The 24,340-nt window shown below is 58.7% G+C and carries 22 protein-coding genes and 2 pseudogenes; 18 read left to right on the forward strand and 6 right to left on the reverse strand.

Translation table 11 applies throughout. From position 1 onward, the window contains the following. The first annotated feature begins 23 nt into the window (after positions 1 to 23). The 6 genes from JQ629_RS17715 to JQ629_RS17740 all read left to right on the forward strand — a co-directional run bounded on the left by JQ629_RS17715 (position 24) and on the right by JQ629_RS17740 (position 6,935). Positions 24 to 974 carry a branched-chain amino acid ABC transporter permease gene (locus JQ629_RS17715; RefSeq protein ID WP_212413752.1) on the forward strand — a complete coding sequence of 317 codons (951 nt, stop codon included), beginning with the start codon at positions 24 to 26 and terminating at the stop codon, positions 972 to 974. After that, positions 971 to 2,269: a branched-chain amino acid ABC transporter permease gene (locus tag JQ629_RS17720; RefSeq protein WP_212413753.1), complete on the forward strand. Its 1,299-nt coding sequence runs from the start codon at positions 971 to 973 to the stop codon at positions 2,267 to 2,269. The genes JQ629_RS17715 and JQ629_RS17720 overlap by 4 nt, the downstream gene beginning before the upstream one ends. After that, positions 2,266 to 3,030, forward strand: coding sequence for an ABC transporter ATP-binding protein (locus JQ629_RS17725; protein WP_212413754.1), 765 nt, complete (start codon positions 2,266 to 2,268; stop codon positions 3,028 to 3,030). Before JQ629_RS17720 ends, JQ629_RS17725 begins: the two co-directional genes overlap by 4 nt. After that, a complete protein-coding gene (locus JQ629_RS17730; protein WP_249135124.1) occupies positions 3,023 to 3,730 on the forward strand; it encodes an ABC transporter ATP-binding protein in 708 nt (235 codons plus the stop codon). Before JQ629_RS17725 ends, JQ629_RS17730 begins: the two co-directional genes overlap by 8 nt. Before the next feature lie 67 nt (positions 3,731 to 3,797). Then, on the forward strand, positions 3,798 to 5,681 hold the full coding sequence (locus tag JQ629_RS17735; RefSeq protein ID WP_212413755.1) for a feruloyl-CoA synthase: 1,884 nt from the start codon (positions 3,798 to 3,800) through the stop codon (positions 5,679 to 5,681). A 78-nt stretch (positions 5,682 to 5,759) separates the two neighbouring features. Continuing rightward, the gene (locus JQ629_RS17740) at positions 5,760 to 6,935 is read left to right on the forward strand and encodes a 4-hydroxybenzoate 3-monooxygenase (RefSeq protein WP_212413756.1); all 1,176 of its coding nucleotides are present in this window, start codon (positions 5,760 to 5,762) and stop codon (positions 6,933 to 6,935) included. Positions 6,936 to 6,952: 17 nt separating this feature from the next. Here JQ629_RS17740 and JQ629_RS17745 read toward each other — a convergent pair whose 3' ends face one another. Further along, the gene (locus tag JQ629_RS17745) at positions 6,953 to 8,152 is read right to left on the reverse strand and encodes a LysR family transcriptional regulator (protein ID WP_212413757.1); all 1,200 of its coding nucleotides are present in this window, start codon (positions 8,150 to 8,152) and stop codon (positions 6,953 to 6,955) included. Between the two features lie 165 nt (positions 8,153 to 8,317). On the opposite strand from JQ629_RS17745, the gene JQ629_RS17750 reads away from it, so the two are divergent. The 3 genes and pseudogenes from JQ629_RS17750 to JQ629_RS17760 form a co-directional block, all read left to right on the forward strand. Then, positions 8,318 to 9,031, forward strand: a complete 714-nt coding sequence (locus JQ629_RS17750; RefSeq protein ID WP_212413758.1) for a cysteine hydrolase family protein — start codon at positions 8,318 to 8,320, stop codon at positions 9,029 to 9,031. A gap of 31 nt (positions 9,032 to 9,062) precedes the next feature. Beyond that, entirely contained in the window at positions 9,063 to 10,289 is a 1,227-nt protein-coding gene (locus JQ629_RS17755; RefSeq protein WP_212413759.1) for a gallate dioxygenase, read from the forward strand. A gap of 11 nt (positions 10,290 to 10,300) precedes the next feature. Then, positions 10,301 to 10,489, forward strand: a pseudogene (locus JQ629_RS17760) (dihydroxyacetone kinase subunit DhaK); the annotation flags it as partial. Positions 10,490 to 10,828: 339 nt separating this feature from the next. Here JQ629_RS17760 and JQ629_RS17765 read toward each other — a convergent pair. Together JQ629_RS17765 and JQ629_RS17770 are read right to left on the reverse strand one after the other, a co-directional pair. Beyond that, positions 10,829 to 10,918 (reverse strand): annotated as a pseudogene (locus JQ629_RS17765) (alpha/beta hydrolase); the annotation flags it as partial. Between the two features lie 173 nt (positions 10,919 to 11,091). Beyond that, a complete protein-coding gene (locus JQ629_RS17770) occupies positions 11,092 to 11,379 on the reverse strand; it encodes a hypothetical protein (protein ID WP_212413760.1) in 288 nt (95 codons plus the stop codon). A 292-nt stretch (positions 11,380 to 11,671) separates the two neighbouring features. On the opposite strand from JQ629_RS17770, the gene JQ629_RS17775 reads away from it, so the two are divergent. The 5 genes from JQ629_RS17775 (at position 11,672) to JQ629_RS17795 (ending at position 19,608) form a co-directional block, all read left to right on the forward strand. Next, positions 11,672 to 12,145: a hypothetical protein gene (locus JQ629_RS17775; protein ID WP_212413761.1), complete on the forward strand. Its 474-nt coding sequence runs from the start codon at positions 11,672 to 11,674 to the stop codon at positions 12,143 to 12,145. Between the two features lie 533 nt (positions 12,146 to 12,678). Continuing rightward, positions 12,679 to 15,870 carry an efflux RND transporter permease subunit gene (locus JQ629_RS17780; RefSeq protein ID WP_212413762.1) on the forward strand — a complete coding sequence of 1,064 codons (3,192 nt, stop codon included), beginning with the start codon at positions 12,679 to 12,681 and terminating at the stop codon, positions 15,868 to 15,870. Beyond that, complete coding sequence (locus tag JQ629_RS17785) at positions 15,867 to 17,129, forward strand: efflux RND transporter periplasmic adaptor subunit (RefSeq protein WP_212413763.1); 1,263 nt, start codon at positions 15,867 to 15,869, stop codon at positions 17,127 to 17,129. The genes JQ629_RS17780 and JQ629_RS17785 overlap by 4 nt, the downstream gene beginning before the upstream one ends. Before the next feature lie 349 nt (positions 17,130 to 17,478). After that, on the forward strand, positions 17,479 to 18,156 hold the full coding sequence (locus tag JQ629_RS17790) for a response regulator transcription factor (protein WP_212413831.1): 678 nt from the start codon (positions 17,479 to 17,481) through the stop codon (positions 18,154 to 18,156). Between the two features lie 87 nt (positions 18,157 to 18,243). Then, complete coding sequence (locus tag JQ629_RS17795) at positions 18,244 to 19,608, forward strand: ATP-binding protein (RefSeq protein WP_212413764.1); 1,365 nt, start codon at positions 18,244 to 18,246, stop codon at positions 19,606 to 19,608. A gap of 60 nt (positions 19,609 to 19,668) precedes the next feature. Here the strand turns inward: JQ629_RS17795 and JQ629_RS37915 are convergent, their stop codons facing one another. Further along, positions 19,669 to 19,950 carry a DUF3551 domain-containing protein gene (locus JQ629_RS37915; RefSeq protein ID WP_212413765.1) on the reverse strand — a complete coding sequence of 94 codons (282 nt, stop codon included), beginning with the start codon at positions 19,948 to 19,950 and terminating at the stop codon, positions 19,669 to 19,671. A gap of 266 nt (positions 19,951 to 20,216) precedes the next feature. On the opposite strand from JQ629_RS37915, the gene JQ629_RS17805 reads away from it, so the two are divergent. The 4 genes from JQ629_RS17805 (at position 20,217) to JQ629_RS17820 (ending at position 22,361) form a co-directional block, all read left to right on the forward strand. Next, positions 20,217 to 20,456: a hypothetical protein gene (locus tag JQ629_RS17805; RefSeq protein WP_212413766.1), complete on the forward strand. Its 240-nt coding sequence runs from the start codon at positions 20,217 to 20,219 to the stop codon at positions 20,454 to 20,456. Positions 20,457 to 20,804: 348 nt separating this feature from the next. Then, a complete protein-coding gene (locus JQ629_RS17810) occupies positions 20,805 to 21,068 on the forward strand; it encodes a hypothetical protein (RefSeq protein WP_212413767.1) in 264 nt (87 codons plus the stop codon). Between the two features lie 534 nt (positions 21,069 to 21,602). Then, positions 21,603 to 21,845, forward strand: a complete 243-nt coding sequence (locus JQ629_RS17815) for a hypothetical protein (RefSeq protein ID WP_212413768.1) — start codon at positions 21,603 to 21,605, stop codon at positions 21,843 to 21,845. A 273-nt stretch (positions 21,846 to 22,118) separates the two neighbouring features. Continuing rightward, entirely contained in the window at positions 22,119 to 22,361 is a 243-nt protein-coding gene (locus JQ629_RS17820; protein WP_349631283.1) for a putative quinol monooxygenase, read from the forward strand. A gap of 64 nt (positions 22,362 to 22,425) precedes the next feature. On the opposite strand, the gene JQ629_RS17825 is transcribed toward JQ629_RS17820, so the two are convergent. Together JQ629_RS17825 and JQ629_RS17830 are read right to left on the reverse strand one after the other, a co-directional pair. Continuing rightward, a complete protein-coding gene (locus tag JQ629_RS17825; protein ID WP_212413769.1) occupies positions 22,426 to 23,013 on the reverse strand; it encodes an ANTAR domain-containing response regulator in 588 nt (195 codons plus the stop codon). Further along, positions 23,010 to 24,185, reverse strand: a complete 1,176-nt coding sequence (locus JQ629_RS17830) for a transporter substrate-binding domain-containing protein (RefSeq protein ID WP_212413770.1) — start codon at positions 24,183 to 24,185, stop codon at positions 23,010 to 23,012. Before JQ629_RS17830 ends, JQ629_RS17825 begins: the two co-directional genes overlap by 4 nt. Positions 24,186 to 24,340: the final 155 nt, after the last annotated feature.

Here is a 24,340-nt window from a genome sequence, read left to right on the forward strand (position 1 = left end):
CGATTCAAAGCGGAGAGGTACCGTTGCTTCAACTGGTAATCCTGTCGACCCTGAACGGCATACTTTACGGGATGCTGCTCTTCCTGTTGGCCAGCGGCTTGACTTTGATTTTCTCAATAATGGGCGTGCTGAATTTTGCACATGCGAGCTTCTATATGTTGGGCGCCTATTTGGGTTTTCAGATCAGCCAAGTGGCTGGTTTCTGGGTTGCGTTGCTTGTCGCTCCGGTGTTGGTAGGCGGCTTGGGCGCCGTGGTCGAGCGATGGGGTCTGCGAGCTGTCCAAACGAGGGGGCATGGGGCCGAACTGCTCTTCACTTTCGGGCTCGCAATCGTCATCGAAGAATTCGTGCAGATGGTCTGGGGCAAACTGCCCGTGGACTATCGCGTACCTGCCGCGCTCAACTTTCACGCGTTTGAAGTGCTTGGAATCACCTATCCGGCTTTTCGCGTGTTCATGCTCTTGATGGCATTGGGCATTTTCCTTTTGCTGTTCCTCGTCCTCACGCGTTCGCGATTGGGCCTCATTATTCGGGCTGCGCTGACCCATCCTCAAATGGTTTCGATGCTGGGCCACGATGTTCCAAAAGTGTTCATGCTCGTCTTCGGCGCGGGGTGCGGCCTTGCCGGTCTTGCGGGCGTCGTCGCTGGCCCCCTGCTAATCACTCAACCGAGTATGGCGAATACGTTGGGCCCAATTCTCTTTGTTGTCGTTGTGCTTGGTGGCCTGGGGTCGCTGCCGGGCGCCTTTATAGCGTCGCTGATAATTGGTCTCGTTCAAACGTTTGCCGTCTCCATTGACTACTCCCTTGGCGACGCACTCGCCGGCATCGGTGTCGGTCGACCCACGCATGGCGTCTTGCGCGATATTTATTCGGTGCCTGTGGCCCAGGTTGGGCCCCTAATTCCCTACCTGATGCTGGTTCTGGTCTTGATCTTCCGGCCGACCGGCTTGATGGGAGCTAGAGAGACATGAGCTCAGAGGCGCGCACCGAAGCGCAGACTTCGTCAATTTCGATGTCCGATATAACCAAACGATACAGCGCGTGGATCGTCACCGCGGTGATTCTCGCGTTGCTTCCAGGGATTTGGTCCTCTGGCACTGCGTTGACCACAATGTCCCTCATGGGCATCATGATTGTCTTTTCCCTCAGCTACAACATGCTGCTCGGTCAAACCGGATTGCTGAGCTTCGGCCATGCTGTCTATTATGGTCTGGGGGGATTCTTCACAGTTCACGTTATGAACGGGTTCGGGAGCAGCACTCTCGCGATCCCGCTGCCGCTGGTTCCATTTGTTGGCGGTGTCACGGGCCTGATGTTCGGCGTCATCTTTGGCAGCGTGTCGACGCGTCGAGCTGGTACTGCCTTTGCCATGATCACCCTTGGTCTGGGTGAACTGGTTGCATCCGCTTCACCAATTTTACCCACATTTTTCGGTGGCGAAGAGGGGATCGCAACCAACCGCACCACACTGCCGGCATTCTTCGGGCTACGTTTTGGTTCGCAGCTCGAGACTTACTATCTGATCGCAGCCTGGTGCTTCGTTTGTGCGGCGCTGATGTTTTCGTTTACGCGTACACCGCTGGGCCGCATGTCAATGGCTGTGCGCATCAACCCCGAACGGACTGAGTTCAACGGGTACTCCGCCGCGACGGTGCGGTTTTTGGTATTTTGCCTATCCAGCTTCTTTGCAGGGATCGCGGGTAGTCTCGCCGCCATCAATTTCGAGTTGATGACCGTGGCCAGCATCTCTGCCAGGCAATCCGGCACCGTCCTTTTGATGACCTTCGTCGGCGGTGTCGATCACTTCATAGGCCCAATCCTTGGCGCCATCCTGGTTGTATTTCTGCAGATCTTTTTGAGTGATCTCACCGACGCCTGGATGTTGTATTTCGGATTGCTTTTCGTCGCCGTCGTCGTTTTCGCGCCGGGCGGCCTGGCAGGTGTGGTCATGTTACATGCTCCGTTGGTGCATCGTTCGCGGCTGCATAGAATGCTACCGTACTATGCCGTCATGTTGCTGCCGATGACACTCGGGGTTGCTGGAGCGGCCGGTCTAGTCGGAATGGCGCGCAATCAGTGGGCAAGTAACAGTAGTTCGACGGTGCATTTTCTGGGCACGGAATACAGCGCCGGCAACCCGATCGTCTGGGGTGCTGCCCTGCTGCTGCTGCTTGCCGGGCTCTGGTTTGGTCGGCTTTGGGCTTCGCGCGTTTCTAAGGCGTTCGTATTACTGGCGCACGAACCGTCGAATCAGGTCGGGCGATGATTGCGCTATCGTTGCAGGGTGTGAGCAAGAACTTCGGTGCGGCGCAGATCATTAGCGACCTGTCGCTGGACGTGAGAGCGGGTGAGCGCCATGCGATCATTGGTCCAAACGGTGCGGGCAAGTCGACCCTGTTCAACTTGATTTCGGGCCGCTTCAAGGTCAGTCAGGGCAGGATCACTCTGCTCGGACAGGACATTGCCGGACTGGGACCGTCTCAAATCAATCGACGCGGTCTTTCTCGGTCCTTCCAGGTCACCAATTTCTATTCGAATCTCAGTGTTTTCGACAATTTGGTGTGTGGGGTGCTTTGGCATGCGGGCTATCGCTATTCGTTCTGGCACAATATGCGGCGGCTGGATGAGGTCAATCAACGTATCGAATTTATCATGCGTGAAATCGGCCTTGCACATCGGCGCGACGATGAGGCCGGTACGTTGTCCTATGCAGAGCAGCGTTCGCTGGAGATCGGCATCACGATAGCTGGCGGCGCCGGCGTTGTGTTGCTGGACGAGCCGACCGCTGGAATGAGCCGGATTGAAACGGCGCATTTCGTAGCGATGATACGCAAGATCAGTGTTGGCCGCACGCTGATCATGGTCGAGCACGATATGGGTGTCGTGTTCGAACTGGCCGATCGTATTTCAGTGCTGGTTCATGGTCAGATCATTGCCACCGACACACCGGAAAACATCCGCAAGAACAAAGCTGTGCAGGAAGCGTATCTCGGACGCGCCGTCAACGCGGAGGACGGTGATGAGTGACGCGATACTACAGATTCGGGACATGCACGCAAAATACGGCAAAAGCCATATTCTGCAGGGCGTTTCGTTTGATGTCTGCGACGGAGAGATTGTCGCATTGATGGGACGCAATGGGGTCGGTCGCTCGACGGCGCTCAAGGCGATCATGGGAGCGGTTCAGTCGCACGGCTCAATTCGTTTCAAGAATCAACAGATTGTCGGATTGAAGCCGCACCAGGTCGCGCGGCTAGGCTTAGGCTATGTTCCGGAAAACCGGGATATTTTTCCGGGTCTGACGGTCCGGGACAACCTTTACCTCGGGCAGAAGCAAGCCAACAAATGCGACCGCTGGTCGATACAAGACATGTTCGATATTTTCCCGCGCCTGGCCGAGCGAGCCGATACGCGGGCTGATGTGCTTTCGGGCGGCGAACAGCAGATGTTGACAATTTGTCGTACGCTTATGGGAGACCCCGACCTTGTAATGGTCGACGAGCCGACCGAGGGTCTTTCGCCGGCGATGATCGATCATGTCGGCAATCTGCTCGAACGGATTGCGTCGCGCGGCATCGCGGTTCTGCTCGTCGAACAAAAATTGACCATCGCATTAAAGATAAGCCAGCGGGTCTATGTGATGGGGCACGGCCGGGTAGTCTTTGAAGGAACCGCCGAGCAGTTGAGTGCGAATGCCGGCGTGCGCAAGGAATGGCTTGAAGTATAGCTCAGCGAGCGTTTCTCGGTCGAGAAGCGACTAGTTCTGCCCGGACTGAAAGGCGAATCTGAACACCATGTCTGAGCTGGTTGCAAAAAGCGAAAAATCGATACGTTTGGACGATTATCCGCTGCGGGAGATTTCCTTCGGCCGGACATCGGTCACGATCGATAGCGGTAACGATGGCGTCATTTATCTTCGGCCAATGATGGCACTCGGTGATTATCCACTTCGCCTTACCGATAGCTTGCATTATTGGGCGAAGAATGCGCCAGATCGGGTGTTCATGGCGGAGCGCGATGGTGACGGTGCCTGGCGGGAAGTGACCTACGCGCAGATGCTGTCTTCCTGCCGGCGCATCGCCTCGGCGCTGCTTTCGCGTGAGCTGGCAGCGGAGAAACCGATCGTCATTCTGTCCGGCAATTCCATCGACCACGCGTTGATGTCATTCGGAGCGCTCTATGCCGGCATTGCTTTCTGTCCGGTGTCGCCGGCATATTCGCTGATCTCCCGGGATTTCGGCAAGCTCAACTACCTGATGAAGCTGCTGAGGCCGGGCTTGGTCTTCGCGGACGACGCTACCGTGTTCTCGGATGCAATACGCGCCAGTGTCCCGAATGGCGTTGAGATCGTCGCCACGCGCGGCGCCGTGCAAGGGCGGGGCGTGACGATGCTGTCCGACCTGATGTCAACTTCCGAGCAAAGTCGTCTCGATGCCGTGCACGAAGCCATTGGACCAGACACCATCGCGAAGTTTCTGCTGACATCAGGTTCGACCGGTAATCCGAAAGCCGTGATCAATACCCAACGCATGCTCTGCGCCAATCAGGTGATGCTGAGCAAAACATTGGCGTTCCTGAAGGAGGAACCGCCCGTCATCATCGACTGGCTGCCGTGGAATCACACCTTCGGTGGCAACCATAATATTGGGCTGACACTGTTTAACGGCGGGTCGATGTATCTCGACGACGGCAAGCCGACGCCGTCGGGTATTGCGCAGACCATCCGGAATTTGCGCGAGATCGCGCCGACGGTGTATTTCAACGTACCGAAGGGGTATGAATCGTTGCTGCCCTATCTGCGCGATGACGCCGTGTTGCGAAAGACGTTCTTCAGCCGCCTGCAAGCGATGTTCTTCAGCGGGGCGGCGCTGTCGCCTCATGTCTGGAACGGTCTTGACGAGATCGCAGTACGGGAGACTGGCGCCCGGGTGCCGATGTTGACCGGCCTCGGCTCCACCGAAACCGCGCCGGTCTTCATGTCGGTGACGCCGCAGACCAGCCGCGCCGGTCATGTCGGCCTGCCGGTGTCCGGCAATGAAGCAAAGCTGGTGCCGAACAACGGCAAGCTGGAGGTTCGCGCCAGGGGGCCGAACATCACACCGGGCTATTGGCGTGAGCCGGAACTAACCGCCAAGGCGTTTGACGAGGAGGGGTTCTACAGGCTCGGCGATGCGCTGAGGCCGGTCGATCCCGACGATCTCGGTGCCGGATTCGATTTCGATGGTCGCATTTCCGAGGACTTCAAACTCGCCAGTGGCACATGGGTCAGCGTCGGCCCGCTGCGGGCGCGGTTCGTCGCGACTTTCGCGCCGTTGGTACGCGATGTGGTGATCGCCGGCATCAACCGAGATGAAATTGCGGCCCTCGTCATCCTGGATATCGACGGCTGCCGCCGCATCAATCCAGCGCTTCCGACCGACGACATTGCCGCGACGGCCTCCGATCCCCTGATCCGCGATGCGTTTCGCGAGCGGCTGGTCAACTTCCTGGCCAGCTCGACGGGCTCATCGACGAGGATCACCCGTGTTGTGCTGCTCGACACGCCGCTGTCGATCGATCGCGGCGAAGTCACCGACAAGGGATCGGTCAACCAACGTGCTGTGCTGGAGCATCGCGCGAAATTGATTGAAGACATTTATGCAGGACCGTCCGGGGCATCCGTCATCATGATCGGCTGATGCCTTTTGTGATCCTTCCTCTCGAACAAATCTGCGCGGACCGAAAGGGTTGGTGGTCAAGGTGCGAGAATCCTGAATATGCGAACTCAAGTTGGAATTATAGGCGCCGGGCCTGCCGGGCTCTTCCTGTCCCACCTCTTGCACCGCGCCGGCATCGAATGTGTTGTCGTTGAAGCGCAGAGCCGCTCATATGTCGAGGGACGTGTGCGGGCGGGTGTCCTCGAGCCGGGCACAGTCGAGACGTTGGAAATGCTGGGTCTTGACGCGCGGATGAGGCGCGAGGGCATGGTCGATGAAGGCCTTGATATTCGCTTTCGCGGGAAGAGCATTCACCTTGATCTGCCCGCGTTGACCGGCAAGCGGGTCATGATCTACGGCCAGCAGGAGGTCGTCAAAGACCTGATCGAGGCGAGATTGGAAGCGTCGCAGCCGATACTGTTTGAGGCTAAGGTGTCCGGGCTTTCTGATCTTGACGGTGATCGGGCAAAAATTCGCTTTAGCCATGGCGGTCGGGATCAGAGTCTGGAGTGTGACTACATCGCCGGTTGCGATGGATTTCATGGCGTGAGTCGGTCCGCGGCGCCTCCCGGGCATATCATCAGCTACGAGCGGGTTTACGATTTCGCCTGGCTTGGCGTGCTGTCGCGATCAAAGCCGATTTCCGACATGACCTATACGAACAGTGATCGCGGCTTCGCGCTGTGCAGCCGGCGCTCGAACGCAGTATCCCGATTGTATTTGCAGATCGATGCCAATGACGATCATAAGGCATGGTCCGACGATCGCTTTTGGGATGAGCTGCACGCGCGTATGTTCGACGAAGGCCGGACCGAAATTGCCGAAGGCGAAATATTTCAACGCGATATTGCTCGACTGCGTTCGTTCGTCGCATCGCCGATGCAATACGGGCGACTGCTTCTCGCTGGCGATGCGGTACACATCACGCCTCCGGCAGGTGCCAAGGGCCTCAATCTGGCGGTCGCAGACGCCCGCGTCATGGCGGCAGCGCTGATCGAATTCTACCGAACTGGAAACAGCGATCGGCTCAACGGCTATTCCGAGAAGTGTCTCGACCGCGTTTGGAAGACCGTCCGATTTTCGACGATGCTGACTGGCTTGCTACACAAGTTTCCGGAGCATTCGGCGTTCGATCGAAACTTGCAGCTGACCGAGCTCGAATACATCCTTGGATCTCGGGCAGGCCAGACCACCATCGCCGAACAGTATGTCGGCACGCCGCTGCCAGTACTCTGAGGTGAGGCCTGCGGTCGTCAGAGCTGCCCGATCATTCTGATGTTGGCCATCAGCAATTGCGCTGCGAGCGAAGGGCTGCTTGAGGAACGCTGCAGGATCCCGATGGCCCGGCCGGTCTCCGGGAGAGCCAACGGGAGTACGACCAGGGTCTTGGCGGCAATCTCGTCATGGAATAGGTGCGCGGATACAGCGGTCAGCATGTTGCTTCCCATCAGGAGTCCCCGCGTGATGGCAAGGTCCGCCGTCTCCACCACCACGCGGGGCTCGTTGAGCCCGTGGCTCCTCAACGCATTTTCAAGCAGTTCCCTTGTCGGAGCACCGTGCGGCGGGAGGACCCAGTCGGCTGAGGCAAGGTCGCCAAATGTCACTCTCCGCTTTCGGGCGAGGGGATGCGACTTGCCGGCAACGAGCGACAACACGTCGTGAGTCACGACCTCACGCGTCAGACCGATCGTGTGTTCGGGAGGACGCAATGCGCCGAGAATGAAATCGATGTCACCGGCCCGCAATCGCATAGCCAGATGCTCGAAGGCGCCTTCAACCGTCGTGACCGTGAGGTCGGGATAGTCATTGGAAAGTTGGATGATGGCCTTGGGGAGCAGTCTGGTCCGGCCGAGCGACAATGAGCCAATTGCAACCCTGCCGGTGATGGCGCCGCGAAGCGACTGGATTTCGGCCTCGCCGGCGCGAATTTCGGCGAGGGCCCGCCGGATGTGCATGCCGAGCAGGGCACCCAATGGAGTGGGTTGCATACCGCCCGGCCCGCGGATGAACAGCTTGCTGCCGACGCTTGTTTCGATCTCGCGCAGCGATTGACTTGCTGCTGGCTGGGAAATTCCAAGGCAGTCGGCCACGGCGCCCATGTGGTGCTGCTCGACCAGTTCGGCAAAGACGAGCAGTCGCTGCCGGCTGATCGACAATGTAAAGATCGGAGCCTTTTCGATTAGATTTGCCGACAGCGATGCGATTCTGAAGGACGTTCGTGCTGTTTCCATCTCGAAAAAGGCGTGTTCAATCCGGGTCAGCAAAGCGCGACCGAATTCCGTCAGCAGCATTCCCTTTGATCTCCGCTCGAACAGCAGGACACCGACATCCGTTTCCAGCTCCTTGATCGAGCGTGTCACGGCGGATTGCGCGCGCCGAACCAGCCTGCTCGATTTGATCACGCTGCCGGAGCGAGCCACGGCCACGAAGGACCGAAGATTTCTGATGTTCAACACAACTGCCTGAGCCTCGCGGGGGTGCCCGTCGTGATATCACGGTATAATGAATTTAGATATCATCCACCAAGAAATGTCGCTAGGCAGGGCTGTATGACAAGGTAATTTTGCGGCCAGCACGAACCGAGACATAACCGATTTGCTCCTAGGTTAGATCATCCGATGACATTACTCGCGCCCTACGAAATGCCGCCTTACGTCATCGACCGGGTGATGAAGAAGCGCGGCCGCCTGCGCGTGTTCGACGGCTTTGAGCCGCGCGAAACCGCGCTCGTGGTGATCGATATGCAGAAATTCTACGTCTCCGATGTCCCGCCCGCAGTTGCGATCGTGCCGAATATCAACAAGCTCGCCGCGACGTTTCGCGCACGGGGTGGGCATGTTGCATGGGTCAAAATGACGGCCGGCGAGAATGGAAGGAGCCTGTGGCCGCTCTACCATGATTATTTCTTCACCCAGGAAAACGCCACACGTCATCGCGATAACCTCACCGAGGGCGCGGACGGACACCAACTGTATCCCGCGCTTGATGTGCAGCCGGCGGATATTTTTGCGAACAAGTCGCGGTTCAGCGCCTTTATGCCGACCGCTTCAGACCTTCCTGAAAAGCTTACCGCCGAAGGTATCAAGAATGTCGTCATCGCGGGCATGCTGACGAATATGTGCTGCGAGACGTCGGCGCGCGACGCCATGATGCTCGACTTTCGCGTCGTCATGGTTTCCGATGCCAACGCAGCTCGCTTCATCGAGGACCACAACATCGGCTTCTCCACGGTATTTCAGAGTTTTGGCGACGTCATGACGATGCATGAGGTGATCGATGACCTCGTCCTGGAACGTGCGGCGCCGAAGGATAGTGTTTCGGCCGCGGGATAACGCGCCGGCTGCAGCGGGAAGGGAACGGTAGATGGCAAGGATTGTTGGAGGCATCGGCGCGTCCCACGTGCCGACGATTGGCGTCGCTTACGACAAGAACAAGCAGGACGTCCCCGACTGGGCGCCGTTGTTCAGGGGGTTCGAGCCAGCTTTCAAATGGCTGCAGGACAAAAAGCCCGACGTTCTGGTGTTCTTCTATAACGATCACCTAAATGCGTTCTTCTATGATCTGTATCCGACGTTCGCGCTTGGTGTCGCGCCAAGCTACGACGTCGCCGACGAGGGTGCCGGTCGTCGCCCACTGCCGAAATTACCTGGGCATCCCGCCTTCGCGCGGCATATTGCCGAGAGCATGATCAACGACGAGTTCGATCTGTCGGTCTTCCAGGACCGCCCGCTTGATCATGGCGTGTTTTCGCCGCTACCCTTGCTCTGGCCACACAAGGACGGCTGGCCAGGTTCCGTCGTCCCGATCCAGGTCAACGTCGTCCAGTATCCGCTACCGACGGCGATGCGGTGCTACCGCCTGGGTCAGGCGCTTCGGCGCGCGATAGAGTCGTACCCCGAAGATCTCTCCGTCGTAGTAGTAGGTACTGGCGGTCTTTCGCATCAGATACATGGCGAGCGGACCGGTTATAACGATACCGAATGGGACATGCGTTTCATCGATCTGATCGAAAAGGATCCGATGTCGCTCGCGAAAATGAAGCACGTCGATTACATCCGCCTGGGCGGCGCCGAGAGCGTCGAAGTTATCATGTGGCTGGCGATGCGCGGCGCACTCAGCGACGACATCAGGAAGGTTCACCAGAATTACTATCTGGCGACCACGACGGCGATGACGGTGCTGGTGTTCGAGGAGAACGATCAAGGTCCGAAGCAGCACGCGAGCGTCTCGCATAATCCGCAACTGTCTGGCATCGAGGATATCGCCGGAACCTATGCCTTCGACATCAAAACCGGCACGGATTGCATCCGCCTGAACCGCTTTTTCTGGAACATGAAGACACCGGAAAGCCGCGCTGAATTCGAACGGGACGAAGCCGCGGCCTGCCTCCGGGCCGGTCTGACCGAGGAAGAGACCACGCTTGTCCGCGACCGCAACTGGCTCGGACTGATCCAGTACGGGGCGAATTTCTTCGTACTTGAAAAGTTCGCGCGGCTGGTAGGCGAGAGTAATCTCGAGGTCTACGCGTCGATGCGCGGCGAAAGCTTTGATGAGTTTCTTGCTACGCGCCAGGTTCCAGGCGCCCGCTGAGCTCCATCGGCAGCGTAATTACGATCTTTGAAATTGCGCTCGACGGTGCGGGCATCACGACGACGCGTTTCCTGACTGGTTCCTATGTCAAAGCCCTCGATATGGCCGGCGCCTCGGTCACCGTATCGGTGCTCGATGCCCAGGCGAAGTCTTTGTGGGATGCGCCCGTGCACACGGCGACGCTGCGTTGGGGCGCTTGATCGCGGCGTTCTTTCGCTCACCCAGGCCCTTGGAGCGGGAGTTCTCTTACTAGGCTAACGCACTCAAGGTCTGCACATGCGTGTGCACTCGGGTCCTCCGTGTGCACTATGTGTGCACCGAGGGCGCATTTGGATAATTTTCGCTTCCAGTCTGGTCATGTATGATCCAAGAAAATCCAATCTGTGGAAGTTTAGTCGCGCTTGATTTCTCAGTCGGTCCAATCACTTACAGGATCGAGTGGAGACAAAATAGATCAATGAAATGAATGAGTTATGCTGGAAATTCTCCACGGCGCCCATGATGGACTGGACCGACAGTTGAGGTTTTTCAATGAGTTATTCCGTGACGATCATCCCGGAGAAGGAATGACCCACCAGCACCGTCGGGCCATCCTGCCGCGCCAGCACACGCTTGGGTGACGTCGTCGCCCTAGATCATCACGGCGGGCAAGGTGGATGACCGGGCAATGACGCTGTAGGGCTCGCGCAAGTAGGATCGCTGCGCGTTCTGTCGCCTCACAATGCTTTGCGTTGGTGGCGCGACTGCTTCAATCAATTTGACGGTCCTCAAGGTCAGTGGCAACGCCTCAGCCCCAGAAGCATCAACATCCCCGGCAGATCGAATTTATCCTCTTGTCGATCTTCGCATCTTCAGGGTCGATAGCGGGCTTGGTGTCAAGCATGGGGCGACCCACGCCATCTGAGGAAAGTGCCGTGCCAGACGAGTTGGTGCCGGGCGCGGCAGCGGTGGTGCCGAGGGCGCCGCCGCCCATCATGGACATATGAGACGATCCCATGCCATGCGCTCCTCCCATGCCGCCGCGGGCAAACGCCGCGGTGGTTGAAAGGCCAAAGCAAAGGGCGATGCAAAGAACGGAAAGCTTTTTCATATCGAAACTCCTCGTTGGCGTCGGCCGGTTCTGCGCAACTCGTTGATTGATGCGCGCGAAGTTTAGGTTCGCAGTCCGCCGATGCCACTAAATTCAGTTTTAGAAAAGCTCAGCGCTGGCTCGGCAATCCCCGGTGAATGAACTAGTCGAAGCAACCACGGCCTTCTTGGCCGACAAGGCTCGCGCAGAGTTGAGCGGCGGACGCGTCGCAGCTGGTGGCGTTTGCTCGATGCGTTTCCCATTTCCAGGTCACAAGTCCCGCTGGGAGCTGTATCTCTGACGGAGAATGTTGATGTTGCATAAAACAGCGATCGCGTTATTGGCAGTCATGTCCATTGGCCTGGCTTCTCCAACCATGGCCCTGGCGCGTGGTGGAGGCGGTGGTGGCCACGGGGGCGGCATGGGCGGTGGCGGTTTCCACGGCGGTGGAGGCTTCGGAGGCGGCGGCTTCCATGGTGGCAATCTGGCCGGGGGCTTCCACGCCGGGAGCAGCTTCGGCGGCTTTCGAGGCGGTGGATTCCACGGCCAAGGATTTCATGGTCGCGGCTTTGGAAGCCGCTTCGCGTTCGGCACGGGCCTAGGCTATGGATTCTACAATCCGTACTATTATGACGACTACAGCGACGGCTATGGCTACGGTTATCCGTACGCATATCCGTATGCATCGAGCGATTCTTTCGCTGAAAGCGATGGTTGCTATGTCGTTCAACGCCGCGTGCACACCGCGCATGGTTGGCGCCGGCAACCTGTTCAGGTGTGCGGTTGATAGACCGTCGCAGAGTGGATTCCGATCACGATCGTCAACGGTAATCCGACAGGCTCGGCGGCCACGAGATGACCTCGGTATCCGAGAATGCCGAGGTTAATCTCATGGATTGGTGCTACCGCGATATAATCATCGTGCGATTTTGCGTGAGACGCCTTATTCCTCGGTGACGTACTAGCGACACGAAGGTGATTACGCGACACTAAACGCGTTTTTAATTGAGAACAGGGCACCCAGCCGCCATGTTCGAAATGTTCCTGATGGGTATCTGCGTGTCAGGAATGTCGTTTTTGGGCAAATCTTCCGAGAAGAAAAGTCACTCTGGAAACGCGCGAGCAGGCATGCGGCAATTCACGGCCGCGTGAGCTTGTCTGTGCGAAGATGAGATGAGTGCACTCTCGCGTCCTTTTGTTCGCAAACGTGTGATCTCCCTGTGGTGACCAAGACGTTGGTCGCAACTGCGTTATTGAAATAAACAAGCAGAGCCGGCCGAGCGACCCAGGCCCAGCCGGCACGTAGCTGAGGATGAATGGATGGGTATTGTTCGCTTCGCCCTGAGATTTCCGCACACGTTTTATGTGGTCGCCGCGCTGATCCTGTTTCTGGGTGTCGTCGCATGCCGGGAGATGCCGACCGACGTCTTTCCGGAAATCAATATCCCCGTGGTGACGGTGATCTGGAGCTATACCGGACTTAGCACGCCGGAGATGGAGCAGCGCGTCACCACTTACAGCCAGTACGCCATCAGCTCGAACGTCAATGGCATCAAGAACATTGAGGCGCAGACGCTGGCCGGGCTTTCGGTGCAGAAGATTTACTTTCAGCCGGACGTTAATCTCGACCTCGCGATTGCCCAGATTGTCTCGGCAACCAACGCCATTCGTGCATTATTGCCGCCAGGCATCCAGGCCCCTCTGGTGGTGCAATTCAATGCCTCGAGCGTGCCGGTGTTGCAGATCAGCTTGAGTTCCGACACGCTCAATGAGCAGCAGCTCTACGATTACGGAATCTACCGGATCCGCCAGCAACTGGCGCCGATACCGGGCATCACGCTCCCGACACCCACGGGTGGGAAATATCGCCAGATCATGGTCGATCTGGACCCCTCGAAGCTGCTCGCCAAGGGGCTTACGCCGCTTGATGTCGTCAATGCCGTCAACACGCAGAACCTGACGCTGCCGGCGGGCGCGGCAAAGTTCGGGGACAAGCAATATGCCGTCCGGACCAACGCGACGCCCGCGACCATCGATGATCTCAACAATATTCCGATCAAGGTCGTCAACGGGGCCACGATCTTCGTAAAGGACGTCGGCCAGGTTCATGACGGCTGGTTGGTGCAGCAAAACCTGGTTCGGCAGAACGGCCGCCACTCCGTGCTGCTCAGCATCATCAAGAACGGCAATGCATCGACGCTCAGCGTCGTCAATGCCGTGCATAATGCGTTGCAGACAGCGCGCGCCGCAGCACCTCCGGGCATGCAGATTAACGAGTTGTTCGACCAGTCGGTATTCGTGAAGCAGTCGGTTGCCGGCGTCTTGCGCGAGGGCGCGATCGCGGCCGGCCTCACGGCGTTGATGATTCTGCTATTCCTGGGATCATGGCGTTCGACACTGGTTGTCATGATCTCGATTCCGCTTTCGATCCTGACTTCACTTGTCGTGCTGTACTTCCTCGGCGAGACGTTGAATACGATGACGCTCGGCGGGCTTGCGCTGGCGGTCGGTATCCTGGTGGACGATTCCACGGTCACGATCGAGAACACCCATCGCCTGCTTACCGAAGAGGGGATGCCTCTGCCGCTGGCCACGCTGCACGGCGCCGCCGGTATCGCCATTCCAACGCTGGTGTCGACGCTGGCCATCAGCTGCGTCTTTACGTCGGTGGTGTTCCTCGAAGGTCCGGCAAAGTATCTGTTTACGCCGCTGGGCCTTGCGGTGGTATTCGCAATGCTGGCGTCCTATGGTCTGTCTCGAACGCTGACGCCGATCGTCATCGGCTTGTTGCTCAAGGGCGAGAATCACGGACCGGCGGACGCGACAAAGGCTGGCCTATTTGCCCGTTTCCATGCCGCTTTTGAGCGCAGCTTCGAAGCCATGCGCCACCGGTATTCAAGTTCGCTCGCCGAACTCATCAAGCATCGTTACATCGTTCCGGTATTCATGTTGCTGCTGCTTGGGCTTGGAGTCGTCACATTTCCGCTCGTTGGCCGCGATTTCTTTCCGGCCATTGACGGCGGACAGATACAGCTTCATGTGCGTGCGCCCGCCGGAACGCGGATCGAGGTCACGGAAAGGACCTTTCAGGAGGTCGAGGAAAAGATTCGTGAAATCATACCTGAAGACCAGCGCGATCTGATTGTGGACAATATCGGACTGCCGGCGCGGGCCTACAATCTGGCGTTCACCGATGGTTCGACCATCGGCGTCAATGACGGCGTTATTCTGGTATCGCTGAAGGAGGGTCACAGGCCGACCAGCGAATATGTGCGCAAGCTGAGGGCGGCGCTGCCTGCTGCGTTCCCCGAAGACACGTTCTATTTCCAGGCGGCAGACATTGTCACCCAGATCCTCAATTTTGGTCTGCCGGCGCAAATCGACGTTCGCACCGTGGGCTACGACAAGGACAACAATCTCCGCGTCGCGAACGAACTGCGTCGCAGAATCGCGGCCATACCAGGGATCGCGGATGCGCATCTGCAGCAGGAAGTCGATGCGCCGGCATTCTATGCCGATATCGATCGCACGCGCGCAGCTCAGCTTGGGCTCAACGCGAATACCATCGCGACCAACGTCAATGTCAGCCTGAGTTCGTCCGAGCAGGTGACACCGAACTTCTGGACCGATCCCAAATCGGGAATTCCGTATTATCTCGCGGTACAGACACCAGAGAACAGGATCAGTTCGCTGAATGATCTGCGCAATACGCCGGTTTCCACCGGGATTTCGTCATCCTTGACCGACGTCCCCGTGCCGGGCCTGCTCAGCAACGTGACGACGTTCAGGCGCGGCAGCGTCCCCACCAACAGCAATCAGGCCAACGTCCAGCCGGTCTATGAAGTCTATGCGAGCGTCCAGGGCCGTGATCTCGGCGGTGTAGCCAGCCAGATCAGTAACATCGTGACGGATCTGCAGAAGCAACTCAAGCCTGGAAACACCATCCAGGTGATTGGCCAGATCCAGAGCATGAACGGTGCGTTTCTTGATCTCGGCATCGGGCTGTTGTTCGCGGCGGTGTTTGTCTATCTGTTGATGGTCGTGAACTATCAGAATTTCGGCGACCCCTTCGTCGTTATCCTGGCGTTGCCGGCGACGTTGTGCGGAATCCTCACAATGCTGTTCATCACCGGGACCACGCTCAACGTGCCGTCCTTGATGGGCGCGATCATGGCAGTCGGCGTCGCGTCGGCAAATTCCGTTCTGCTGGTGACGTTTGCCCGCGAGCAACAGCTTGCCGGCAAGACGGCGTTCGAGGCGGCCATCGAGGCCGGACATACGCGGATTCGGCCGGTGCTGATGACCGCGGCCGCCATGATCGTCGGTATGATTCCGATGGCCATCGGTGCGCCGGGAGAAGAGCAGAACGCGGCTTTGGCGCGCGCGGTGATCGGCGGGTTGCTGTTCGCAACACCGACGACGCTGCTGGTCGTGCCGTACCTCTTCGCCATGCTGCGCAAAGGCAACGACGGCAAGATACATCACGGGGTATTTGACGAGGTGCTGGAATGAACTTCAATCGTCCTTTGGATATTGAGCCGCCGGAGACCGGGCGTGAGACCGGACCCGCACGTCTAACGCCCGGCAATAGACGATGGGTTGGTCGGCTTTCGGGCGCCGGGCTCGGCTTCGTTCTGACAATAGCGCTCGCTTCCGGAGCGTGGAACCATTACGAGCAGCAGCGCCAGGTGGTTACGACGGCGAAGCAAAGTCTGGACTTTGTTCCGCAGGTTCGTGTTGCGGCGGTGCAAGCCAGCACCGGCACGGAGATTGTCAGTCTGCCGGCGACCACATCGGCTTTCTCGGTTGCCAATATCTTTGCCCGCGCCAGCGGTTATGTCGACAAACGCGAAGTCGATATCGGCGACCGGGTGAAGGCGGGCCAGTTACTGGCCGAAATCGTGGCACCCGAACTCGACCACCAGATTGCCCAAGCCGAGGCGACGCTCGGGCAGTTCAAGGCAGCCTTGCAGCAGGCGGAGGCGAACCGCGAACTCGCCAAGGTGACCTGGGATCGTGACGGTCCGCTGGTGAAGCAGGGCTGGCTGACCGCGCAGCAGGGCACTACCGACATTCAAACCCTGAAGGCGCAGGAGGCCGGCGTCTCCGTTGCACAGGCCAATGTGGTGGCAGAGCAGGCCCAGCTGCAGGTGTTGCAACAGCAGAAGCTTTATCAGCGCGTCGTCGCCCCATTCGATGGGGTGATTACCCAGCGCAATATCGATATCGGAAGCCTGGTACAGGCGGACGCGACCAGCGGCACCTTCATGTTCACCATCATGCAAGGCAATGTCATCCGGACCCAGGTCTTCGTCCCGCAGGACGAAGCCTTTGGGCTGCGACCGGGAATCGACGCCGTCGTGCATGTACCCGAGATCCCGGATCGCACCTTTCCTGGCAAGGTGACGCGGATAGCCGATGCGTTGCAGCCCGGCTCTCGGACCCTGCTCACCGAAATCGATATCCCCAATCCCGACGGGGCGCTGGCCCCCGGGATCTACTGCACGATCGAACTGCATATTCCGCGCAAGACGCCAAGCTTCACGGTCTCTGCCGACGCCGTCATCTTCAACAAAGGCGGGCTGCAGGTTGCGGTGGTCGAGAATGGCGTTGTGCATCTGCGCAAGGTGACGGTGGTGCGCGACCTCGGGCAGCAGGTCGAGGTCAACAGCGGTGTCAAGCCGGGCGATCAGGTCATCCTCAATCCCGCTGTCGATTTGGCTGAAGGCGGCAAGGTGCGCGCCAAGCTCCAGGTGACACAGGTATCCTGACCTCAGCCAGAATGATGCAAGCAACAGCCGCATCCGGCAGGCCGGTCATAAAATCCTATTTAATGGTGCGGCCGGTTTTTCGCGGCTATATCCACCCTCAGCGGCTACACCTCGCTTGTCCCAGGGGGTGTCTCGGCCGCAGAGCGGACGGCGCACGCCACGCCTCATTCCCCCGGTGGGGCTGGCGGTGCCGTCCGGCTCCTAGGTAGCTCTCCGGCGGGAAACCCAATTCCAGGCAAGAGTCTTGGCATTGCAGGTGGTTGACCTTATGGCATTGATAGCGGTCCGCAGACGTCCGACTCCCGGCTTGCCGGACGCGCATGGCTTTGCGGCAATCGAGAAGCGGCATATGGCAAAAGTGCTCCTAATCGAAGACGACGCTGAAACGGCCGAGGAAATCAAAGCCGAACTGGCTGATCGCGGTTTTGACGTTGAATGGTCAGCCAACGGTATCGAGGGTCTCGACAAGGCACGCTCGTCGCAGCCCGACGCCATGATCATCGACCGGCTGCTGCCTGGAATGGATGGCCTGACTGTCATCGAGACACTGAGAAAAGAACAGGTCCGCACCCCCGTTCTGGTGTTGAGTGCGCTGGGCGCGGTCGACGACCGCGTCCGGGGGCTGCGAATGGGGGGCGACGATTACCTGACGAAGCCGTTCGCGATTGTCGAACTTGTCGCCCGAATGGAAGCGTTGCTGCGTCGGCCTGCGGAATCACGCGAGACCACGCTCAAGGTCGGGACGCTGGAGATCGACCTGATCGAACGTACCGCAAAACGCGGCGATCGTACGATCGAATTGCTGCCGCGTGAATTTCGCCTGCTGGAGTACATGATGCGGCGCGCCGATCAATTGCTCACGCGAGCCATGCTGTTGGAAGAGGTCTGGAACTACAAGTTCGTTCCCGCGACCAATCTTGTGGACGTGCATATGGGGCGCCTGCGTCACAAGGTAGATGGGTCCGGTGATGCGCCGATGATCCACAACGTGCGTGGCGCGGGCTTCATTCTTAAGGCTGTGTCCTGAGGCGATCGACCGTTCGCCCCGGGGTGATGCGCTGTCGATAGCGGCCTATATTGGTATCGGCTGAGAACCTCGGGCGACGGAAATCCGATGCTTAACTTGCAGTTCGCGCGCTCGAATACGTTCCGCTGGACGCTGATGGTGGCAGGCGTGCTTGCCGCCTTCATCCTGGCATTGTTTGGATTCATCTACTGGACGATCGATGACTATCTGATCGCGCGGTCCGACCGCGTGATATCAGCGCAGATAGACGGGATTGCCGGGCTGACGCCTGAGCGGCGGCTCGAAGCGATCGACGAGCGCTTGAGGCAGGATCCCCGCGGCGTGCAGCTCGCAACGATCTTTGCTGCCGATGGTCGCCGGATCACGGGCAATCTGGAGAGTCTGCCCGCCGGACTCACGATCGATGCGCCGCCACAAGGCGTTGATGTCATCAGGATCGATCGAGGCGGCCGGGAACATCAGACTGTGCGCGCGATTGCGCGACGGATGCGCAACGGCGACGTGCTGGTGATCGGACGAAATGTCGATGAGACCAGGGAAATTTCCCGTGTCGTCGGCCAGGCGCTTGCGCTCGGCCTGCTACCCGGATTTTGCCTCTGCCTGCTCGCCGGCGCATGGCTTAGCGTGCGAGCGCAGAAGCGCGTCGAGGAGGTCAATCAACGGGTTCGGCGCATCATCGCCGGAGATCTGCGCGAGCGGCTGCCGCACCGTACGGTCGACGAGCCGTTCTCGAAGCTTGCGATTATCGTCAATGGCATGCTCGATGAAATGGAAACGATGATCCATGCATTGGCCGGGGTCGGTAACGATATTGCCCATGACTTGCGGACTCCGTTGACGCGAGCCCGCCTTGTTCTTGAACGCGGGCGTACCAACGCAACATCGCTGGAGCAGCTTCAGGCGGTGGCTGACAAGGCCATCGCCGGCATCGACCAGTCGCTGACGATCATAACCGCCCTGTTGCGCCTGGCCGAGATCGAAAATAGCCGGCGGTCCGCGGGTTTTGGCGACGTCAACCTGCACGACATGCTGCGCGAGGTACATGACATTTATGAGCCGATCGCCGAGAACAAGGACATCGCCTTGCAGGTCGAAGTGGAGCGGCCTCTCACCGTGCGTGGCGACCGCGACTTGCTGATCGAGGCGGTCGCCAATCTGGTCGATAACGCCATCAAATTTACGCCGGAAGGCGGAAAGGTGAGTATCAAGCTGGTTCGCGACGGCAGCGAGCCCGTTATTCGCGTCACCGATACCGGCAGCGGTATCAGCGAACACGAACGCGAGGCCGTGTTGAGGCGATTCTATCGCTCCGACAAGATACGAAATACGCCGGGTGTCGGCCTTGGTCTTAATCTGGTCGCTGCGATTGTAAAGCTACACGGCTTCCGCCTCACGATCCATTCCGGGCCATGTTGCCAGGTGGAGATTGCCTGCCCCGATCAACCGGGTTGATCCGGGCAGCAGCATAGTCACGGTCCGCGAGACAATGCTGAATCTCCGTGCGCACCTCAGTCAGTAGCCATGAGAGTTTGGGTGCTGAGTAGCCCGCAAGTCGTCGGCATCGTCGTCGCGAAAGTTCTTGCCGTAGCATTCCGCGTCAAGACCGGAAGCGGTTGCGAGACATTGCGAATAGCTCGTAAAGCTGCAATCAGTCCCGCCCTCATCATATGAGAGGCAATAGTGACCTGGCGGAACGATCGGCCCGGCCTCCGCCACCGATGCCGTGACCGCGGCAAATACCAGTGTTGAAAATGCGATTGTCGAGGCAATCGCGATGTTCCGAATAGTCTTCATGAGTCCAGTTCATTTTGTCTTGCCCCAATCTTCATTGTGGAGCGCGGCAACGACGAAATCGACTATAAAAAAATTCATTCTCCTCGTTGCGATAGCCGTGCAATTTCTTGGAACGATTTTGCAATCGTCGTGCGTCAGTGTTCGCCTCACGACGCATTGAATGATCGTGAGCGAGCGTGCCGTTTAAGGATATCTCATAGCTACCTACATCGCGAGTGTGGAAGCCAAACGTCTTTGGCTTCCTTTACACGCAATGGAGAAGTCGAATGACCACGATCAAGCTCTTGTCTGCTGGAATGATTGCTGCCGCAATGCTCGCAACACCTGCCATGGCTCGCGACAACCATACGTCCAGACGGCATGTCACCGAGAGCGTCAATGTGAGCGATCCTGCCGCCGCTCCGTATGTTGATGGCCAGGCCTGCATTCCGGCGCCGCGCGTCGGCGCGTTTGCTACGGAGCCCTGGACCGGTGGCAACATCCCCTGCGAACCCGGGCCGTACTGAATTGAAATGCGGCGGGCGCCAGGGCAGACCTTCGGGCCGCCCTGGCGCCCAGATTCGATCGTAGGGTGCCGCGCTTTCAAGCGCCGACAATATTGTTCTTTAGCGTATATTAGCTACGCGAAGTGGACGTTCCCCCTCAACGAACGGTTCGACACGGACGGCGTCATTGCAGTACGCGACGCCTTGCGGATGACCCTTGCTGTCGATGATGGCAATCGACGAAGCCAACAATGAATTCGTATTTAATGGGAATAAGAGATTGTCTGGCCTATCTACTCCCGAGCCACTTCATGCGCAGCAAGGCCACTTCTCGATTATTGGCCGAGCGCATAATTGAGGGAGTGATCAATGTCGTTACGTCTTCCTGCCATGACGGCCGTGGTCTGTACTGTCGTCATCTCCAACCCAGTTGGATATGCCCGGCCGCTGGTAAACGCGGCAGCTCCGGTGCCCCAAGCGCCGATAGGTCATCTGCAACCGCGCGCGCGTCAGTTTTCGCCGGGTTCTGTCCCTGAGCAAATCGAGCAGCAGAAAATGTCGGCATTCGATGCCGAGCAGCGCAAACTCGACGAGCAGCTCGACAAGAGCCTGAGCATCTGTCGATGCCAATAAGGATCAAAAATCTGGAGGGAGCATCCGAGGGCGCCAGCGCGAATTCCCGCGCAGAGAAGAAAATGGAGAACACTATGGCCAGACTCACAGCGCTCGTCGCGGTAGCTCTGCTTTCGACAGTTTCGATAACCCCGGCACTTGCACAAGCCGCAATCTCAGAACCCGGAGCGTTTCAAGCGATGTTCCCGAATCGGGATGTGCTGAATGGAGGTGCGTTAACTCCTGCCGGCAGAATGGGACTGGAGCTACCCGGCGGTGCCGTCAACGCTTATGCAGCAAGCAATGCTTATGCAAGAATGGAGCGCGCAGGTTCAGGCCTGGCCGGCCGCGGAAAATCGTCTCCTTGGATCTCGCCCCGGCAATAAGTCCCGCGTGACGCCAGGCGCGCGCTGCACTTGGTGTGAAGCTATGGAGCCGGGATCGTCTTTGGCAGCCACAATCACCCCCGATTTGAGCAACCGACCGGCGGCTACCGGCTACGACGATGATGCCCGCGCGGCACGCAAGCGGCGCTGGTAGATTGGAGAAAATGTAATGCGTTCTGTCTTGGCATTATGCCTTTTGATCGCTCTCAGTGGCTCTGCGAACGCCGCCGCAAGAGAGCACCATGCCAAATCGCGACATGTGGTCGTTCCTCCCAACCAAGCTGTGATCCCGAGCCACACCACGCCGAATGGGGTGCGCATCTATCGCGACGACTCCGTTCCGGGCGGTCTGCGGACCGACCACGACGACCCTCCTGCCTATGATGATCCGTCCAAGTTTGGCGGCGGCTGACAGAATGGAATTATATCAGAAACGGCCGCTTCCTGCGCAAGAAACCCAGTTTCAGCTGTAGACCGGACCCATTGGCATGATCGCTCATCGAGAACAGCCTTGCGGGTGTTGAGGGGGCTGAACTAGAAATACTCGAGCGAGCATGTAGGCGCGCAGCGGACTGCTCGGAATGGGCCATCTGAGGACTTCGGGACATTGCGCATCCATCCTTACCGCGCGCGGGCTGGAGGTTGACCGCGCCACACCGATCATTGGTAGAGTCAGGAGAACGACATGTTGACGATTACCGCGATTATCCGGGTCAAGAAGGGGTGCGAGGCTGCCATGCTTGAGGCGCTGCTCGATGTTGTCAGCAGCGTGCGGGCAAATGAGCCGGCGACGATCGGGTACTACGTGTCGCAGGATGCAACGGACCCGCGCGTGTTCACGGCCTACGAGCGTTACCTGGACCAACCGGCGATGGATCGACACAACAATTCCGAGGCCGTCGCGCGCTTCTTCGAGCCAGGCCCATGATCGACGGCGACGTGACACTCGTGACCGGGACGGAACGTTCCCCCAAATCCAGCGACTGACGAACCTATCCGGTCGCGCGGGGTAGGCTGCCGTTTGCCGCGATCTCGGCCGACATCTGCTCGATTGTCTTGCGCTGCTCCATGGCGGCTCGCCGGATCAGCGCAAAAGCGGCGGGTTCGGCGACGGCGTGCGAGTGCATCACTTGAAGGACGGCAGCGAGCACGACCCGACGCGAGCGAAGGCGTTCTTCCAGCTTGACGACCTGTTGCTTCAGCTCGTTGGTGCGTTCGGTTCGCTCGAACGCCAGGACCAGCGCGGCGTAGATGCCCGCAGAGCGCAGCGGTTTGACGAGGAACGACGCCGGATCGAGTTCCAGCACCAGCTTCAGCCGGCTAGGCGTTTCCGTGCCCAGCAGGGCGATGACGGGGCATCGTTCAGGCAAGGCCCGTTGCGCGGGTGAGGCGAGCGGCAGGAATTCATCGTCGATCAGCGCCACGTCCGGGCGGCATTCGAGGGCGTCACCTGTTTCCCACGTGAAGATGTCGATACCCAGGCGTTCGAACTGTCGCCTGACGATCGACAGGTCACGTTCGTCCTTGACGGCGACCAGCGCTCTGCGCCCGCGGAGGGAGAATGAAGAAGGCTTGCTCATTTCACCACCCGCAAGTGAGGCGCAATCGGCGAAGCGTCGGCCCTTGATGTTTCGCGAGCACGTCCGGCGGCGACATCGAGCTGCGTCAAATAGGGATCCGGCTTGACCGGCGCGTCTGCTTCCCAGAAGAGATCAAACTGTCCTTGCGCGTTGGAGACGGCCAGCCGCGGCGTAAGGACGCAATGGTTGTTGTCACCGTCGATCCAGACCGGCCCTTGCGGTGAGTTGTAACGATAGCCTGCGGCCGCACGCCGCACTTCACCGATGCTGGAGGTGCCAGCCCGACTGAGCGCGCGCGCCAGCAGGTAGACCGCGACATAGGCGGATTGCCCGTCGACGGAGGGGCTGCTTGCTTCACCGTAGCGCGCTTTCCAGCGCTGGACGAAAGCCCGGTTCTCGGGCAGTTCGATGCTCTCGAAATAGGCCGATGACGTGATACATCCGGCAGATGCCGGTCCGACGATCTTGAGTTCCGGTTCGCAAAGGCTGCAGCTCAGCATCGGAATTTCGAGGCCGGCAGCAGTGGTGGCGGCGTGAAACGCGCGGATGAAATCATAGCTCGAACTGCCGACCAGCGTGTTGAAGACGACGGGCGGCTTGCGGCGGATGATTTCGTCGACGATATGCCCGACCGCACTCTCGCCAAGCTCGAGCAGCCGTTCGGCAAGAATGCATCCTTGCGCTGCCGTTACCAGCTCGCGCGTGACGCGGTTGGTTTCCCATGTCCAGACATAGTTGGATCCGACACAGAAAACCTGCTGTGATATATTGTCGAGCATGTACCGCACGAGCGGCAAGACGTTATGGTTGGGTGACGCGCCGACATAGATGACATTGTCGGAACATTCGAACCCTTCGTAACGCGCGGGATACCACAGCAGGCGATCGGTGCGTTCGACGATCGGCAGCACTTGCTTGCGCGATGCCGACGTGTAGCAACCGATGATGTGCTCGACGCCCGTGTTGCGAATAAGGTCGTCACAAACCGTGTGATATTCGGAAATGACGCCGTGGGGATCGCGGACATGCGCCATGAGCGAGAAGTCGAAATCAGGATGACTGTTGATCTCGTCGACCGCCATCAGGGCGCTCTTGAGTATCTCGCGCCCCATGGCGTGGTACGGCCCGGACTGGGAACATATGATGCCAACTGGAACCGATGGCTTGGTCATTGATGACTTTCGACGGAGCGACGCCTTGAGGAAGTTATCATCGCCGATGCCAGTGCAGGAAGTCTTGCTTATTTGCTGCGCATGGGGCCTGCGAAATTTGTGCATCCTCTCTCGTTGACAATGTGCAGGGCAGGAACCTAGACTTTCTCCCACAG

It is taken from the genome of Bradyrhizobium sp. AUGA SZCCT0222, assembly GCF_018130205.1.
GTDB lineage: Bacteria > Pseudomonadota > Alphaproteobacteria > Rhizobiales > Xanthobacteraceae > Bradyrhizobium.